Below are 16,171 nucleotides of genomic sequence, written 5' to 3' on the forward strand. Positions count from 1 at the left end.
ATATCTTCCGGCCATCACGATGCGATTCGACCTGCGGCGCGCTGTTTTATAAGGCGATTCCCTCACAGCGAATGCCACAATCGGAGACACCACCCCACGACTGTGGCATCGATGAACGACCACAACACACCGCTTATGCAATCACACAACCCCACGCCGTTCCTGTTTGAACCACAGGAGACGCACCGCCCGGACTCACAGCGACACTCCTCGTCACCGGGTGAGGTACAGATACTTGCAGATGACACAGACGCCACCTTCACCGAGTTAGCGGATCCGTCTCACGATGCACTCGTGGACGCCATCCGCGAGTGTGAAGCTTCGTCTGTTCGGATCTACGCCGAGACGACTGCGGACGGCACACACCTCATCGCCACTCTCTGTCGGGATCCGATCAGCTACGAGTCGCGATTCAGGGTGTATAGCCACGAACACGGACCGTCGATGCCGATCCTGGCGACGACTCAACACACGGGGACGCTCGAGCGATATGAACGCGCACTCGAGTGGTTCCTCGAGGCGTTCACCGTCACGGAGGACGGCGCAGTCACGGACACAGCGCCCTTCGAGCATCGCTTCGAAACGTGGACACAGAACGTGTTCGGTGCTGCCAGTCCGAATCGGACGTGGATCGGTCGCATCCTCGCCGGCGAGTCTCGTATCGAGCGAACGCCTGAGACGATCGAGGGGATCCGCTGGCGCGAACACGCCGACTAGAGGACACGCATGTCCGACACTGCTCGCGACCCACCCACACGCCCGTTGTTTTGTCGAGCGACTGCCGTCGAACTCCTCCCCTGTGGCGTCGATGACGCGTCGTACCGACTCGATCAGGATCTCGGGACGCCACTCGTAGAGAGTGTCGAACGCACACTCGAGGAGACGAACGGATCGGTCGAGTTGTTCTGTGTGAGCCGCCCGACGTACACTGGGGTAATCGCCACCGCGACACCACAGCGTCCACACAACACCGGACGAGCCGCACCGAACCGATCGGCCGATACTGCATCGGCGACTGACACGCTGTGTGAGGAGTTCTCCGAGACGCTGCCGGCGTGGATCGGCCTCGTTCGCGGTCCCCTTTCTCTGGACGCGCTCGGGTACGCCCCGCTGCGGACGGCGCGTGTGGTCGCGACGGATCGGGCTGCGGGCTCGTCGCTCGGTGGGGCACTCACCGAACTGTTAGACAGCAACCACCAGCGCGGGATCACGACGATCACACAGCTGCTGATCACAACAGGTGCGGACGGTCGCTTCGAGGTGACGCTTCGCGTCGGCGAAGCCACCGGTCGGCCACAACCGCTCGGTCGGCACGCGCTCACAGCGACCGTCGACGCTCCCGAACCGGACGGACTGGCACGCGTTCTTCCGACCGGCCTTCGATCCAGTCGGACGCTGGCCGCTGATGCGTGGACGACACGGCCCTCTCGGTTGGAACCAGAGGACACGCGGTCGGTGCTTCACGCGAGAGCGGCCGACGACTGGCGGCTCCACAGGCGATCACGCCGACAGATCCCAGACGGCTCGCCTGCCGACCGCCGACGGTTAGCGCTGCTCACGAGCGGCGATGAGTACGACGCACTGTTGGCTGGCCAGCCAGCCACGGCGCTGTATGACCCGCTCGCTGTCGAGCCCACGCTTCGGTTGGATGCATCTGGACTGCGATCGGTACTCGCTGTCGTTCCGCTGTACTCGGGGTGTCGCTGGCCGGGATCACGTCGGTCGCTCGCTGTCGAGCCAGAGACCGTCCTGTCGACGCCCGTGGGATCGCCAGCCCCCGACACACGCGACGAACCGACGGGTGGTGAGATCGATTCTGTTCGGTCGCAGCCACCGTCGCTCACCGCGATGGCCACTCGATGGCTGACCGAAGCCGGCTGTGCGGTGACTGTGGCCCCTGATCGAACGTGGGGAGAACCACAGCTCACGGGCGCACCAGCGGGAGCGACGACGCCAGTCGTCATCGTGGATCCAACTGCCACACGTGCGGAGACGCCGATCGAGACCGCCGGCGAGCTACTCTTGGCTGCCAACCAGGCGGTACAGGCGGGCGAACGACTCTTCGTCGTCACGCCCTCGAAAGCGGCCGCACACTGGGCCACTGACGTCCTCGCGGTCCCGTTCATTCAAAGCGAGACGGCGACACGTGTGGCCACGCTTCCGGCTCCCGTCACAGACACCCGCGGTGGTATCGTTCTGACGGGCACGAGGAACCCGCCCCGCTGGACGGTCGACGCTTGTGGCACACGCCGACTCACGAGCGGCGATCGATGTCTCGCTGAAAGCCCGTGTCACCGCTCGCCTGCATCGCTCACATATGCGGCCTCGCGTGCCGTGGTTGATGGCCCGCACGTGACGGTCATCCATCCCGACGGAGCCACCGAATCGTATGCGTCGATGACCGCCTGTCGCGAGCAGTATCGGGTCGTTCGGTGGCCCATCGAACCCGTTCGGCCGACGTTTCTCGGATCGGTGACGGTCGTGTATCGTGATGGACACCGCTTTCGCACGCTCACACCGCGTCGGCGGTGGGACGCGCCGTGTGGACTCGACACGGATCTTGAAGCGGCGATTGGAACCTTCATCGACCGCTACACCGTCCCGTCGACGACGCCACTCGGTCGGCCATCGTTCGAGCGAACGCTCGACCGCTGGCTACACCACCAGATACCGTGTCAGACACCGAATGTCTCGTTGGGAGGGCAGTTACCACACGGTATCGATGCGATACGAACGGACGGCGGCCGTCTCACGCTCCAACACCGGTCGTGGCGAGTGCCCGCTCCATCGGCGACCCAGGCGCTGTGTACGACGCCGTCAGACCAGTCATAATACCGATCACCAATTCATGGCAACAAAACCGATAGACGAGATACGAACCCCATTCGCACAGCGAACAGACAGCGATCAGATCCTTGGTCCCGGTCGGATCTGGTGTGTTCGGATCATGCTCCCGGGTCACAGCGATCCGGACCTTCGAACAGCGACGGCGTTTCCAATGGACGGCATCGTCGAGGAGATCCTCGAGGACATCCCGGCGCTTGCAGCCGTCGAACAACTGACTGCCCCCGGAGCGATACAACAGGAACACTTCCTGGTCGGCTACTCGAACGATCGCAACCACGAACGAGCCATCGAGAAGGCGCTCGGCAACCAGGGAAAGCCCGTCACGGCGTACGGAGAGGGAGCGAGCGCGACGCCCACCACGAAGGGACGAGCCCCCTCGTCGATCGCCTCCAAAATGCATGAGATTGTCAAATCGGGGATCCCGGACAATATCAAAACGCAGCTCTGTCAAGTCGATCTCACGCCGCTGGGACTGCTCCCCCGTCCGACCTCGCGGGTCCTGTTAGCCGAGAACATGCATCTCACACGGATCGATACGGTCGGCCAGAGTGCTCTCGTTTCGCTCGTCCGAACGCTCAACGCGCGGCGGATGCCGTATCTCCACGGGACGCTCCTCACGCGAGCGGGCAGTAGCGGGAGCCACGACTACCTCGGGGCCTCCCGACTCGTCGTGTTCGGAACAGATAACGGAATCGTCACCGACGACGACGTCCGGACGTACGCCGAGACGGTCGATGAAGACTTTCGGATCTCGACGTATTTCGGCACCCACGTCCGCGACAATTTCGATCTCCCTGTCGAGAGTCATCACACGTACGCCACCAACGCGACCTCGCATCCGTCGCCAGTCGAGCAGATGGACGATCAAAGCATTCGACAGTCCACGATACGCGATCTTCAGTCCGGCTTCACCGAGTATCGAAGCCTACTCAACGGGCAGATGAACGCCGACCAGCGGTACCGACAGCTGTTCGGCTGCTACGGCGTGTTGCGGCTTCGGAGCTGTGATCTGATCAACTTCTTCGCTGTGATCCCGGCGTACTTCGACGTCTCCCCGTGGGGACGCGCGATGACGGCGTCACCGATCGGGGTGTCGGTCGTCGACTTTGATGAACCACTTGCGGGGACCCGACACAGCTTCGGGACCGAACACCCCGGTGACACGACACGCTCTCTACAGAACACGAACGAAGAATCGATACCCCATCAAGAACTCGTCTCCGACTGGGCCCTCTCGCTCATCCGCAACGGTCACGAAATCCTCGCGATCGATCAAGACGACGTCGATATTGACTTTCCCGAGGACGAAGATCCGACCGAGACGACCTTCTTCGATGACGCATCACGACCGGATATCGTGAGTCGGAAAGACGGGCGCATATACTGTCATGAGATCGAATACGGAAACAAAACGAAGCCAGCAAAGCTGTTGACGAATCTCGCACGCGCTGTGACACACGGGTATTCGGTCATCATCGTCACGCCGTCGCGAGGGGATGCCCGTCAAAAGTACATCAACGAAAACGACCCCGACCGGTTGGGGCCACTGCTCGAATCGTATCGTGATGTCGATGCTAATGGCGTGATCTGCTATACGCTGAATGCGACCGTTCAGCCGTCTGAAGACGTGACGATGCTGCTTCCATCCGGGACAGACACGTCTCGCTGGCGTCGGACGCCCGACGATCGCCACGAACTGATCGTCGACGGTGACGTCGTCGCCGAGGGGCCAGCCGATGAGAGCGTCGACACGTATTCTTACACCTGTCCGCGGGTGTACGAACGGGGCTCCGGGTACGTTCTCGAGTCTGCCTCGGGCGAAGTCATCCGCGAACAGCCGACAAAGGACGCTGCGAGCGGTGATCTCACGCCGATCCGAAAGCCGTTCCCGATCCTCAAGCGGCATCATCTCACACAGACGACCGTCATGTACAAATCAGGAGATCAGTTCACCGAGTTCGCGTACCAACCCGAGTGGGCGCTCACGTACCAGAGCTCCAACTCGCGACGGTACGAAGCGGCTGCGAACGCGTTCATCGAACAGATGACTGTCGAATCAGACGGCGATACGATCCGGCTTCAGACGCTGCGGCAGGTGTTCCTGAAGTGGTATACAGCCCAGACGGATCTGAATTCGCCGAATGACACGTGGTTCGGCCGCGCAGTTAACGCCAGCTACGACGTTGACGACAGTGACACGCATAACAAACGCTTAGAGAATCGGACGTTCCGGTTCTCGAACGACGTGGTATCGCCAGATCTGCCGTTCGTCGATGACGAGGGAGATATCGATATGTGAGTGGACACCGCGTGCAATTTAAACCGCGGGCGGGCGACGGCTGTAACATGAGCGACGATTCCGTGACCGCGGTGATCCTCGCCGCGGGCGAGGGCCGGCGGTTGGAGCCGCTGACGAACCGGCGGCCGAAACCGATGGTGTCCGTGGCGAACCGTCCGCTGTTAGAGCACGTCGTCGAGGCCGTCGCCGCGGCCGGCGTCGACCGGATCGCCCTCGTCGTCGGCTACAGACAGGAGCGCATCCGGAACCACTTCGGCGACGGCGACGACTGGGGCGTGACGATCGAGTACGTCGAGCAGTCGACGCAGTTGGGGACCGGCCACGCCGTGTTACAGGCCGAGCCGGTCGTCGACGGGCCCTTCATCGTGCTCAACGGCGACCGGATCGTCGATCCCGCGGTCGTCTCCCGAGTTCGCGACCGCGCGCGCGACGGAGACCACCCGGCGATGACGGTCACGACTGCAGAACACCCCCGAGAGTACGGCGTGGTGAGCCTCGACGGCGACCGGGTGACCGGAATCGACGAAAAACCCGAGGGGCCGGTCGAGACGAACCGGATCAACGCCGGCGTCTACGCCTTCTCGCCGGCCGTGTTCGACGCGATCCGCGAGACGCACGCGCCGGGTGAGCTGGCGATCACGGCGACGCTCAACGAGCTCGCGTCGGCGGGGGACCTGACCGCGGTCAGGTACAACGGTCGCTGGCTCGACGTGTCGAACCTCTGGGACCTGCTGACGGTCAACGCCGCGCTGATCGGCGAGCCCGAACGGACGGAGCCCGAACGGACGGAGCCCGCCGACCCCGCCCTCGACGAGTCGGTGACGGTCGCCGACGACGTGGCGCTCGCGGGCAACGTCCGCGTCGGGCCGAACGTCACGATCGGCGGGAGCACCGCGATCGGGAGCAACGCGACGATCGAGGCGAGTGCGGTCGTCGAGAACGCGGTGATCTTCCCCGACGCCGTGATCGGGGCCGGGGCGGTCGTTCGCGACGCGATCGTCGCCGGCAACGCGCGCATCGGGCCGAACGCGACGATCGCCGGTGGTCCCGCGACCGTCGTCGTCGGCGACGCGGTCCATCGCGACGTCGACTTCGGTGGCGTGGTCGGCGACAACGCGACCGTGGGCGGCGGCGCGACGCTCACCGACGGCGCGGTCGTCGGCGACGACGTCCGGGCCGACGCGGGCGTCGTGATCGACGGGCGCATCGAGTCGGACGCGGTCGTCCGGAGGGGGTAGTCATGTGCGGTATCATCGGATACGTCGGTACTGGTGTCGGCAAAGACGGCGACGACGCGGCCAGCGACGGAGGTACTATCGACGGTGTGGGCGCGATCGTCCACAAGGGGCTTCGCAACTTGGAGTACCGCGGGTACGACTCGGCGGGCGTCGCGCTCGTGGGCGAGTCGAGCGGGCTCACCGTCGCGAAGCGGTCGGGCGAGGTCGACGGGCTGACCGTGCCGGACGTGCCGGACGCGACCCACGGCGTCGGTCACACGCGCTGGAGTACGCACGGGCCGCCCACGGACGCGAACGCGCACCCGCACACCGACTGCGCGGGCGACGTGGCGGTCGTCCACAACGGGATCGTCGAGAACTACGAGGAACTCAAAGCGGAGCTGTCCGACCACGAGTTCACGAGCGACACGGACACCGAGGTCATCCCGCACCTGATCGAGGAGGAACTCGCGGGGGCCAGCGACGAGGACGGCGAGGGGGGCGACCTGCTGGCTGCGGTGCGGAACGTCGAGGACCGACTGGTGGGAAGCTACGCGATCTGCGCGGTCCGCGAGGGCGACGACCGGATCGTCGTGGCGCGTCGCGGAAGCCCGCTCGTGTTGGGCCGCGGCGAGGACGCCGCGTTCGTCGCCAGCGACGTGACGGCCTTCCTCGAACACACCCGCGACGTGACGTACCTGGAGGACGGCGACGTGGCCGCGCTCGAGGCCGGAGACGTGTCGATCTTTCATCACGGCGAGCCGGTCGAGCGCGCGGTCGAGACCGTCTCGTGGGAGGCGGACGCCGCCGAGAAGGGCGGCTACGAGCACTACATGCGCAAGGAGATCCACGAGCAGCCCTCGTCGCTGCGGCAGACGCTCGCCGGGCGGCTCGACGTCGACGCCGGCGACGTGGATCTGGACGTGTCGTTCCCGCCGGGCTTCCTCGCCGACCTGGAGGAGATCCGGATCGTCGCCTGCGGAACCTCTTACTACGCGGGGCGGTACGCCGCGCAGCTGTTCGAGGAGCTCGCGGGGGTGCGCGCGACCGTCGAGATCGCCAGCGAGTACGAGTTCGGCGCGGGGCGGACCCCGGACCGGACGCTCGTCGTCGCGGTCACACAAAGCGGGGAGACGGCCGACACCCTCGGGGCGGTGCGTCGCGCGAACGCCGCGGGCGCGCGGACGTTCGCGGTGACGAACACCCTGGGGAGCACGGTGACGCGGGAGGTCGACGGAACGGCGTTCATCCGGGCCGGCCCGGAGATCGGCGTGGCGGCGACGAAGACGTTCGCCTCGCAGGTCGCGACGCTCGCGATGCTCGCGGTGGCCGTGGGCCGCGATCGGGGGGCGCTTGGGGCCGCCGACGCGCGGTCGGTGTTAGATGACCTCCGGGGCCTCCCGGGCGCGGTCCAGCAGGTGCTTGACGAGGAGGCGCAGGTGCGTGAGGCCGCCCGCGAGTACCAGGACAGCGAGGCGTTCTTCTTCGTCGGGCGAGCGTTGGGGGTGCCCGTGGCCCTTGAGGGTGCGTTGAAGCTCAAGGAGATCTCCTACGACCACGCCGAGGGGTTCGCGGCGGGTGAACTCAAACACGGACCCCTCGCGCTGGTGACGCCCGAGACGCCCGTGTTGGCCGTGTTGACGGACGGCGCTCGGGCGAACGAGACGATGAACAACGTTACCGAAGCGCAGACGCGCGGCGCGCCGGCGTTGGGGTGCGTGTCGGAAGGCGAGGAGTTCGGGACGCTGGACGTGTCCTTCGAGGTGCCCGACGTGGGCGTCGTCGAGCCGATAGTGGCGAACGTGTACCTGCAGTTATTCGCGTATCACGTGGCGAACGAGAAGGGGCGGTCGATCGACAAGCCGCGGAATCTGGCGAAGAGCGTGACGGTGGAGTAAGTCCGTCTCCGGTCAACTATCACGATTACCGAGGACGAGCGTCTCCGGCACGAGGCGGTCGACGATGCCGTCGAAATCGTCGTCGAAGCTCAACACACGGTCGATATCGTGGTGTTCCACGTGTGCCACCGTCATCGCGTCGGTGAAGCTGAGCTGGTGTTCCGTGTATTTCCGGTGTCCTGCCACGGCGCGATCGAACAGTGACGGCGACGTGTGGAGAAGCTCGATCGCGGAGGGATATCCGTCACCACGAATGCGTCGTCCGACCTCGAGTCCGGCGTCGCTATCTCCGGTTCGGCGGTGCGTGAGCGTGACCACCTCGTCATAGACGTAGTCGCTCGTCATCACGTGGCCGTATTCCGTCGAGGTGAGGACCTCGTTTAGTGCCTCAAAGCCCACGTCATGGCGACTGGCGTCCGTGTCGTGGTGCGCGTAGAACACGCCAGTGTCCACGAAGACGCTCATCCGTACAGAATCTCGTCGATGTCGTCTTCGTCCGTCTCGACACCCGAGGTGATCCGCCCTTCGTTGAACTGGTCGATCTCTGCTTCAGTCAACTTCGGAGCCCCATCGCGAAACGAATCGATGAACTCGGAGCGCGAGTCGACGACCGTGTCGATCAGCTCCGATAGGAGCTCTTGTTGTGTAACCTTCTTGCCGGTCTTCAGTCGAATTTCCGCCTGAAGCTCTTCGAGTTTCGATTTCGCCTCATCGTCCATTTTCACGGCTGTCGACATACACGATGGTTCTTTCTCCAACGTAGTTAACTTTTCCACTGATCCGAGAATCGACCTCGTCAAACACACTCGTAAAGCGCGGCCGTCTCTAAATCACGGTCCGATATCTTCGTGGATTTGTCGTCTAGTTGTATCTACAGGCTGAGCAGGCCGAGTGCCTCGGGGCTTGACTCCGAGGCGGTTCACCCGTCATGCCGACGCGGTCGACCCCGACCCGTCACCGCGTGGGAGACCGAATTCGACTTCGATCCGAACCGTGTCGTACGGGACGAACGGCTTCTTCGCCCGGCCGTCCGCTTCGAAGTGGATGATGTCGTACTCGGCCAGCAGGTGCAGATCGTCGTGAACATCGTGGACATCGCGGTTGAGCCGGCTCGCCAGCCCGCGTATGCTCTCGGGTGGCTGCTCCATCACCGCTTCGAGTAGTTCCATCCGGCGCTCAGTGAGCAGCCGACGGAGCCGTGTACGGTCTTCGAAGTTGACGACGTGGGGGACCGACTTGCCCTCGTCCCACTGCTCGGCGCGCTCGATCGCTGCTGTCTGCGCCTGCTCCGCTGGGAGCGACGTGATGCGGAGGGTGGACGGGTATTCGACCTCATCTGGCTCGGGCGTGAAATCGTCGTGTGCGGGTTCTGTGTCAGTCGGTTCGTTGCTCATAGATTTCGGTCACCTCGTTTTGGAAATCGTCGATCAGTCCAGCGAGACCTGTGAACTCGAGTCTCGTAATCTCGCCATCGGGTGCGTGGCGATGATGTCGACCGATATCGCGGTGGTATGGCGAGTTGTCGTACCGCAGGAGTGTGTCGCCGTCTGGATTTATATACTGGAAACTGTACTTGAGTCCCTGCGGGAACTCTTCGCTCTCGGGAACCTGCCACGCGATCATCTCGTATCGACTTCCGTCCGGTTTCTCGGCTTGCTCCCGATACACGACCGTAGCAGGCATCGCTTCCCCTATGTTGTGATCGTACCCCAACGATATTAAAATGTGATGGTGAACCGGAACTGTACCGTATCCGGACTGTCACAAATTGCGTCGGCTCTGTCGAGTCCGCTCAGCGGCCAGATCACTTCGCCAGTTCCGCTTGCAGTTCGGTTGCCGCCCGCTCGAACTGGTCACTGAGATACGGCGTTCCCGACTCCACCCGCTCCTCGAGGAAGGCGAGGGCATCCGTGGCTTCGTCGGCCTCCCGGTCTGCGGCCGCAGCGCACTCGACGTACCCGTCGAGCGCTCGCGCAAAGGCCTGTGAGAACTGATCGTACGCGCCGTCGACGCGGTCCATGTTGTCGTCGAGCGACTCGACAAGCGCCCGGAAGACCACGGCCGACGACGCGTCTCGGCCCTGCTCGCGATACTCGTCCGCGAGGTCGAACCACTCCGAGAAGTCGATCGGCTCGAAGACCACGTAGTACTCGGGGTTCGTCTCCTCGAACCGCCGGTCGACGGCGGCGCGCAGGTCGTCGACCGACCGCGTCGACGTCTCGCCGAAGCGAGCGAAAAACCGCTCGCGGAGGGCGGCGTCGGTCGCCAGCGTGTCGCGGAGGAACGCTCGTAGGGTCTCCGGGTCCGCAGCCTCGAGCGCGGCGTCGAGTCGGTCGCCCTCGTCAGCCGGGACCTCGTCGAGACACCGAAGCAGGACGGCGACGACGTGCTTGCACGCTCCCGGTCCGTCGTACGGACAATCGCACCACGGGTCGAACCCGTCGGCCGCGAGGTTGACGCGAACGTCGTACTGGCGGCTTCCGCTCACGACGGCACTCACGGTGGTGTCGACGCGATGTATCTCGCGGACGCGGTTCTCGGAGAGGTAGTTCTCTCCGCGCTCGAACACCGCGTCCGTACAGAGGTCTCGGACCCCGCCCTCGGTCACGTCCATGGCCAGGAGCCGTGTTCCGCGGCTGTCCGGAAAAGTTTGCGCTTGGATCGCTGGAAGCCACCATGGTCAGTACATCTGCTTGTCAGCCATTCGATGGCTTTCGGACACCCCTCGTTTCGTCTGTTCTTCGGTTCACTTGGCACTCTCCATCGACGGAAAGCTGACGAGTACACGGGCACCAGCAACTGACACAACTCCGGCCGCTGGCTGCGTTGCGTGCGTTCTCTCGCTTCAGACCCACACCTCACACCGAGTGAACACCGAAACGTGACCCACCGGGGGTAATGGGTCGGACGCCCACACCTCATACCGAGTGTAGATACGATAGAGCCGTTCATATCGACTCGCCGTTCTCGTCTTCACTCGGTTTTAGGTGTGAGATACCTAAATCAAAAGTATATAAAATCACAGTATATTCACTCATATTTGGTTTTAGTCCGCTAATTCACTATCTCACTCGGTTTTAGGTCGCTAGATTTTTATCGGCGTACACGAGTGATTGAACCATGCCGGAGGCCGAGGATATCTTCGAAACCGGGGACGTGTTCAGGGATCGACAGCTCGTTCGCGTGGGGCACGTGCCTGAACTGGATCGCGTCGTCGGTCGAGACCGGGAGATCGAGGCTGTCGGTAGCGCGCTCGCACCGGCAATCCACGGTGGGCCGCCCGAGACCACGATCGTCTACGGGAAGACCGGCACCGGAAAGTCACTCGTTGCGAGGTGTGTGATTCGTGAAGGACGACGACAGGCCGCCGAAAACGGCCACACGCTGGCCTCGGCGTATGTCGACTGCTCCGACTACGGGACGGAGACGCAGGCGAGTCGAGAGATGGCTCGTGGTCTTCAGTCGACACTCGGCGAATCGGCGGCTGATACATCGATTCCACGAAAGGGGATCGCCGCGGCAGATTATCGGGATATCACGTGGGAACTGCTCGCAGCACACGACGTCGACGCATTCGTCGTCGTGCTCGATGAGATCGACAAACTCGAAAGCGACGATCTGCTTCGGAGTCTCTCCCGTGCCCGTGAGAGCGGAAAGTCCGACACGATGATCGGCGTGATCTGTATCAGCAACAAGATCGAGTACCGCGACCGACTCGACGAACGAGTCGACTCGTCTCTCCAGGACAACGAACTCGTCTTCGACCCGTACGACGCCACCCAGCTCCGGTCTATCCTCGATCACCGCCGGGACGCCTTCGCCGAGGGAGTTCTCGAGGAGGGCGTCATCTCGAAGACCGCGGCGCTCGCCGCGCGCGAGCACGGTGACGCCAGAAAGGCCATCGACGTCCTCTATGAGGCCGGCCGCCTCGCTGAAAAGGAAGGCGGCGAGATCGTCACCGAAGCGCACGTCGACGCTTCCCTTAAAAAAGCGGAGATCAACCGGTTTCAGCGGCTCGTGGGGGGGCAGACCCCCCACGTGAAACACATCCTCCGCGCGCTTGCGTTGTTGACTGCGGAGACGGAGGGCACGCAGTTTCGTACTGCGGAGGTGTACGACGCCTACGAGAACGTCGTTACGCAAACGGAATCGTCTCCACTGAGCTACGATCGAGTCCAGCGACTCCTCAAAGAACAGGCGTTTTTGGGGATCACCGAGAGCGAACACACCGGTGGTGGCCACGGTGAAGGGAGCTATCGCGTCCACCGGCTACTCCGATCCCCGGAGGTCGTCGTCGAGGCACTCGACCGCAACTAGTGAACTCACCCCGGGGTCAATCCCCGAGGCTTCCTGCTTCAACGACGCGCTTTGCATCCACACGCTCTCGCTGAGGTGTGAACGTAGGGAGCGCAGTCTGCACAGGCGTTGATTCGGAGCGTCCCGCCCCTAACTGATTCAAACCGCGAGTGAGAACGTTCTTCGCCGCGTTGAGGTCGCGGTCTTCAGTATGGCCACACGCCGGACACGAATGCTCGCGAACCCAGATTGGCTTATCCGTTTCGACGCCACAGGACGCGCACTCTTTCGTCGTCCCGCGAGGTTCGACCGCCTCAACGTGCGTGCCGTGCAATTCACCTTTGTACTCCAACAACTCGATGAATCGCGACCACGCGGCGTCTTGCTTGTTTTTCGCGTTCTGGCTGGTTTCCAGCATGGGATTCACGTCCAAGTCTTCGACAGCCACGACATCGTACTCTTGGACGAGCCACGTCGTGAGTTTGTGCTGGTAGTCTCGCACCTTTCGCTTGATCGCGCGTTTGGCTCGGGCCACTTGTTGTCGTTGTTTCTCCCAATTGTTTGAGCCGTGTTCTTTTCGGGCAAGTTTTCGCTGTTCGCGCGCGTAGCGGTCGTACTCATCTGTCAGGTCAAGCGTATCCACGGACAGGTTTTCCGAGGTGTGGATGTAGCTGGTGATGCCAAGGTCAACACCGACACAGTCTTCGGGGTCAATCTCGCCCAGTGACGGTTTCACGGGTGTGCCTTCTACAGAGGTCACCAGTGAGACGTACCATTCGCCCGTGGTCTCTTTTTTCAGGATAACCTCATCAATGTCCTGTGCCGCTGGGACTGTGCGGTCTGCGCGGATTTTGAACCAGCCGATCTTTTCGAGGCGGAGCCGCACGAATCGGCCGTCGCCCGTGTTGTGATCCACGTTGTAGCGACGGGATTGATTGTACGACACCGACCGAAATTCACCCGCGCCTTGCCACTTCAACCGTCCGACGTTGTAGCCTTTATTTCGGCGTTCTTTCAGTGTTTCCAGATCGCTATGTATCTGGCTGATGGCCTGTTGTGCGGCGTGTCGGGAGGGTTCCGCAAAGGTCGGCCATCGGTCTGCCCATTCGGTGAGTTTGCCGTGCTGGTCATAGTCAGATGGCCGGTCGTTGTAGTCCGAATTGTAGTAGTCTCGGACGGCGTGGTTGCGAATCTGTCGGAGGGTGTCGATCTGGTGCCACGCTTCGCTCGCCACGTCGTTGTGTAGGTATGCGCGGAAGCGTAGCGCGTGTTTCATCGTTCTCAGTCGAGTTTTTCGACGGTGAGTTTCAGCTGGTCGCCTTCCTCCAGATCAAGTCCGTCTCGGACTTCTTCTGGGATTGTGACGACACCCCGTTGTCGCAGTTTCGGGTAGCATTCCATTTGCCCCATACTGAACTATACAGACTCAAGCAGAATAATGCTGTCGGCTTCACCCCCCGGGGTCAAGCCCCGGGGCAGTCACCTCGACTGCCTGTACACTCGGTACGAGGTGTGGGGGACCCAGTCGAGAGCCAACCGATACCGGACTCCCGTACGAGATGTCACTCGGTACGAGGTGTGGGGCGGGCCACCCCGTCGGCAGCGTTTCTCTCACCGAGTAGTGGGCACCGACTCCTCCGCGAGCCTGCTGCGTCGCCACACTACCTACGAGTCAACGGCTGCCCCGTCCGTTTCTACGGACTCCGACTCTGGTTCGGTGTCAGAGCCACCCTCCGTTTCGTCGAGCCGTTCCTCGGCGCGGTCGCGGTCCTCGGGGTATCCGACGTCGATCCGCCAGCCGTCGAGGCGGATGGCGTCGATGGTGCGGCCGGACTGGATGAGCAGATCGATCGCGTCGGGGAGCTCGTACTCGCCGCGGTCGGAGGGCTGGACGAGGTGGCACGCGTGGAAGATCGCGGGCGTGAACGTGTAGAAGCCCGTCATCACGAGGTTGCTCGGCGGGTCGTCCGGTTTCTCGACGACTTCGACGACCTCGCCGTACTCGTTGGTGTCTAACACGCCGTATCGGCTCGCCTCTTCGTAGGGCACCTCCTCGACGAGGAACGCTGCGTCGGCGCGGTCCTCTCGCTGGCGGTTCACCACGTCGCCGAGGTTCCCGCGGAACACGTTGTCGCCGAGCATCAGCATGAAGTTGCCATCGATGTGGGGTTCCGCTTGGAGAATGGCGTGTGCGAGCCCCAGCTGCTCGCGCTGGTGGGTGTACGTGATCGGGACGCCCTCGTACTCGTCGCCGTACCGGTCGATGATCTGTTCGGCCTTGTAGCCGACCACGACGACGAGTTCGGTCGCGCCAGCGCCGATCAGGTTGTCGAACACGTCCTCGAGGAGAGGCGTTCCGTTCACCTCGACGAGCACTTTTGGCTTGTCGTCGGTAAGCGGGCGGAGTCGCGTGCCCTTGCCGGCGGCGAGTACGACTGCTTGCATGGCTCGTAGATATCGAGGTGGTGGGAAATACTTTGTGAGCGAGATATCGCTTCGAAAAACGGGATCTCACGCGCTTCTCGTATTCGCGAGTAGCGTTCCACAATTCCTTTGACTGTCCTGTTGTATCGTCGTGCATGGACGTTCTCGTCACTGGCGGTGCGGGATTCATCGGCGGTCACCTCGCAGAAACCTTCGCTGCGGATGGCCACGATGTCGTCGTGCTCGATAACTTCGAGCCGTACTACGATCTCGGGATCAAAGAGCACAACGTTGAGGTCGGCCGAGAGGCTGCGAAGTCTTCCTCGGGAAGTTACGAACTCGTTAGGGGATCGACGACCGACGCCGAACTCGTCGAGGATCTCGTCTCAGACACAGATGTCGTCTACCATCAGGCCGCACAGGCGGGGGTTCGGACGAGCGTGAAGGAGCCTCGAAAGGTGAATTCGTATAACGTCGAGGGGACGCTCAACGTGCTCGATGCGGCCCGGGACAGCGACGTAACGCGCGTCGTCAACGCGTCATCGTCAAGCGTGTACGGCAAGCCGGAGTATCTCCCCTACGACGAGGAGCACCCGACGACCCCGATCTCGCCGTACGGCGCGTCGAAACTCGCCGCCGAACACTACGTCCGGGTGTACAACGAGGTGTACGGGCTGCCGACGGTGTCGCTCCGGTACTTCACGGTGTACGGCCCGCGGATGCGGCCAAACATGGCGATCACGAACTTCGTCTCTCGGTGTCTCCACGGTGAGCCACCGGTCGTCTACGGTGACGGTTCGCAGACTAGGGATTTCACCTACATCGAGGACGTGATCGACGCCAATCGGCGATTGCTGACTGACGACAGCGCCGACGGTGAAGTGATGAATATCGGCTCGACAGACAACATCGACATTCTCACGCTCGCAAAGGAGGTCCGGGATGCCATCGACGAGTCGCTGGAGATCACGTTCGATGATCGACACGCGAGTGACGCCGAGCACACCCACGCAGATATTTCGAAAGCCAACGAACTGATCGGTTACGAACCGACGAAGGATATTCGCGAGGGGGTCGGGTCCTTCATCGAGTGGTACCAAGCGAACGAAGCGTGGTACGATCCGTTGGTTAGAGAATCGTAGAATAGTCCCAGTGAACCCGCCTGACTGCGAGAGCGGGTTCCTGCCGAT

15 protein-coding genes are annotated in these 16,171 nt (G+C 62.7%); 7 read left to right on the forward strand and 8 right to left on the reverse strand.

Features of this window, described 5'->3' with window-relative positions:
• Positions 1-111: 111 nt before the first annotated feature.
• The 5 genes from EDM04_RS18445 to glmS all read left to right on the forward strand — a co-directional run bounded on the left by EDM04_RS18445 (position 112) and on the right by glmS (position 8,261).
• Positions 112-717 (forward strand): hypothetical protein, encoded by a 606-nt coding sequence (locus EDM04_RS18445; RefSeq protein ID WP_164471085.1) that lies wholly within the window; start codon positions 112-114, stop codon positions 715-717.
• Between the two features lie 9 nt (positions 718-726).
• Positions 727-2,832, forward strand: a complete 2,106-nt coding sequence (locus EDM04_RS05055; RefSeq protein WP_123620058.1) for a hypothetical protein — start codon at positions 727-729, stop codon at positions 2,830-2,832.
• Positions 2,833-2,998: 166 nt separating this feature from the next.
• Complete coding sequence (locus EDM04_RS05060) at positions 2,999-5,146, forward strand: hypothetical protein (RefSeq protein ID WP_123620059.1); 2,148 nt, start codon at positions 2,999-3,001, stop codon at positions 5,144-5,146.
• 47 nt (positions 5,147-5,193) lie between these two features.
• Positions 5,194-6,384: a sugar phosphate nucleotidyltransferase gene (locus EDM04_RS05065; RefSeq protein ID WP_123620060.1), complete on the forward strand. Its 1,191-nt coding sequence runs from the start codon at positions 5,194-5,196 to the stop codon at positions 6,382-6,384.
• Positions 6,385-6,386: 2 nt separating this feature from the next.
• Complete coding sequence (gene glmS, locus EDM04_RS05070) at positions 6,387-8,261, forward strand: glutamine--fructose-6-phosphate transaminase (isomerizing) (protein ID WP_123620061.1); 1,875 nt, start codon at positions 6,387-6,389, stop codon at positions 8,259-8,261.
• Positions 8,262-8,273: 12 nt separating this feature from the next.
• Here the strand turns inward: glmS and EDM04_RS05075 are convergent, their stop codons facing one another.
• From EDM04_RS05075 to EDM04_RS05095, 5 genes are all read right to left on the reverse strand, one after another.
• Complete coding sequence (locus tag EDM04_RS05075; RefSeq protein ID WP_123620062.1) at positions 8,274-8,726, reverse strand: type II toxin-antitoxin system VapC family toxin; 453 nt, start codon at positions 8,724-8,726, stop codon at positions 8,274-8,276.
• Positions 8,723-8,998 (reverse strand): hypothetical protein, encoded by a 276-nt coding sequence (locus EDM04_RS05080; protein ID WP_123620063.1) that lies wholly within the window; start codon positions 8,996-8,998, stop codon positions 8,723-8,725. Before EDM04_RS05080 ends, EDM04_RS05075 begins: the two co-directional genes overlap by 4 nt.
• 189 nt (positions 8,999-9,187) lie before the next feature.
• Positions 9,188-9,655, reverse strand: a complete 468-nt coding sequence (locus EDM04_RS05085) for a transcriptional regulator (protein ID WP_123620064.1) — start codon at positions 9,653-9,655, stop codon at positions 9,188-9,190.
• Positions 9,636-9,944, reverse strand: coding sequence for a DUF6516 family protein (locus EDM04_RS05090; RefSeq protein ID WP_123620065.1), 309 nt, complete (start codon positions 9,942-9,944; stop codon positions 9,636-9,638). Before EDM04_RS05090 ends, EDM04_RS05085 begins: the two co-directional genes overlap by 20 nt.
• A gap of 121 nt (positions 9,945-10,065) precedes the next feature.
• Positions 10,066-10,875, reverse strand: a complete 810-nt coding sequence (locus EDM04_RS05095; protein ID WP_123620066.1) for an SWIM zinc finger domain-containing protein — start codon at positions 10,873-10,875, stop codon at positions 10,066-10,068.
• Between the two features lie 506 nt (positions 10,876-11,381).
• On the opposite strand from EDM04_RS05095, the gene EDM04_RS05100 reads away from it, so the two are divergent.
• Positions 11,382-12,578, forward strand: a complete 1,197-nt coding sequence (locus EDM04_RS05100) for a Cdc6/Cdc18 family protein (RefSeq protein WP_123620067.1) — start codon at positions 11,382-11,384, stop codon at positions 12,576-12,578.
• A 16-nt stretch (positions 12,579-12,594) separates the two neighbouring features.
• Here EDM04_RS05100 and EDM04_RS05105 read toward each other — a convergent pair whose 3' ends face one another.
• The 3 genes from EDM04_RS05105 to aglF form a co-directional block, all read right to left on the reverse strand.
• A complete protein-coding gene (locus tag EDM04_RS05105) occupies positions 12,595-13,833 on the reverse strand; it encodes an RNA-guided endonuclease TnpB family protein (protein WP_123620068.1) in 1,239 nt (412 codons plus the stop codon).
• Positions 13,834-13,838: 5 nt separating this feature from the next.
• Positions 13,839-13,967 carry an AbrB/MazE/SpoVT family DNA-binding domain-containing protein gene (locus tag EDM04_RS19110; protein ID WP_094520356.1) on the reverse strand — a complete coding sequence of 43 codons (129 nt, stop codon included), beginning with the start codon at positions 13,965-13,967 and terminating at the stop codon, positions 13,839-13,841.
• Between the two features lie 255 nt (positions 13,968-14,222).
• A complete protein-coding gene (gene aglF / locus EDM04_RS05115; RefSeq protein WP_123620069.1) occupies positions 14,223-15,002 on the reverse strand; it encodes a UTP--glucose-1-phosphate uridylyltransferase AglF in 780 nt (259 codons plus the stop codon).
• Positions 15,003-15,136: 134 nt separating this feature from the next.
• Here aglF and EDM04_RS05120 point away from each other — a divergent pair, with 134 nt between their 5' ends.
• A complete protein-coding gene (locus tag EDM04_RS05120; protein ID WP_123620070.1) occupies positions 15,137-16,123 on the forward strand; it encodes a GDP-mannose 4,6-dehydratase in 987 nt (328 codons plus the stop codon).
• The last annotated feature ends 48 nt before the right edge of the window (positions 16,124-16,171 follow it).

Source organism: Halorubrum sp. CSM-61 (assembly GCF_003781945.1).
Lineage (GTDB): Archaea > Halobacteriota > Halobacteria > Halobacteriales > Haloferacaceae > Halorubrum.

What these genes read in the sequence shown, in the direction of transcription:
- EDM04_RS05060 (WP_123620059.1), top strand. Translation starts at nt 2,999, where the DNA reads ATGGACGGCATCGTCGAGGAGATCCTCGAGGACATCCCGGCGCTTGCA.
- EDM04_RS05085 (WP_123620064.1), bottom strand. Translation starts at nt 9,655, where the DNA reads ATGAGCAACGAACCGACTGACACAGAACCCGCACACGACGATTTCACG.
- EDM04_RS05065 (WP_123620060.1), top strand. Translation starts at nt 5,194, where the DNA reads ATGAGCGACGATTCCGTGACCGCGGTGATCCTCGCCGCGGGCGAGGGC.
- EDM04_RS05105 (WP_123620068.1), bottom strand. Translation starts at nt 13,833, where the DNA reads ATGAAACACGCGCTACGCTTCCGCGCATACCTACACAACGACGTGGCG.
- glmS (WP_123620061.1), top strand. Translation starts at nt 6,387, where the DNA reads ATGTGCGGTATCATCGGATACGTCGGTACTGGTGTCGGCAAAGACGGC.
- EDM04_RS05100 (WP_123620067.1), top strand. Translation starts at nt 11,382, where the DNA reads ATGCCGGAGGCCGAGGATATCTTCGAAACCGGGGACGTGTTCAGGGAT.
- EDM04_RS05090 (WP_123620065.1), bottom strand. Translation starts at nt 9,944, where the DNA reads ATGCCTGCTACGGTCGTGTATCGGGAGCAAGCCGAGAAACCGGACGGA.
- aglF (WP_123620069.1), bottom strand. Translation starts at nt 15,002, where the DNA reads ATGCAAGCAGTCGTACTCGCCGCCGGCAAGGGCACGCGACTCCGCCCG.
- EDM04_RS05075 (WP_123620062.1), bottom strand. Translation starts at nt 8,726, where the DNA reads ATGAGCGTCTTCGTGGACACTGGCGTGTTCTACGCGCACCACGACACG.
- EDM04_RS05120 (WP_123620070.1), top strand. Translation starts at nt 15,137, where the DNA reads ATGGACGTTCTCGTCACTGGCGGTGCGGGATTCATCGGCGGTCACCTC.
- EDM04_RS18445 (WP_164471085.1), top strand. Translation starts at nt 112, where the DNA reads ATGAACGACCACAACACACCGCTTATGCAATCACACAACCCCACGCCG.
- EDM04_RS19110 (WP_094520356.1), bottom strand. Translation starts at nt 13,967, where the DNA reads ATGGGGCAAATGGAATGCTACCCGAAACTGCGACAACGGGGTGTCGTC.
- EDM04_RS05055 (WP_123620058.1), top strand. Translation starts at nt 727, where the DNA reads ATGTCCGACACTGCTCGCGACCCACCCACACGCCCGTTGTTTTGTCGA.
- EDM04_RS05080 (WP_123620063.1), bottom strand. Translation starts at nt 8,998, where the DNA reads ATGTCGACAGCCGTGAAAATGGACGATGAGGCGAAATCGAAACTCGAA.
- EDM04_RS05095 (WP_123620066.1), bottom strand. Translation starts at nt 10,875, where the DNA reads ATGGACGTGACCGAGGGCGGGGTCCGAGACCTCTGTACGGACGCGGTG.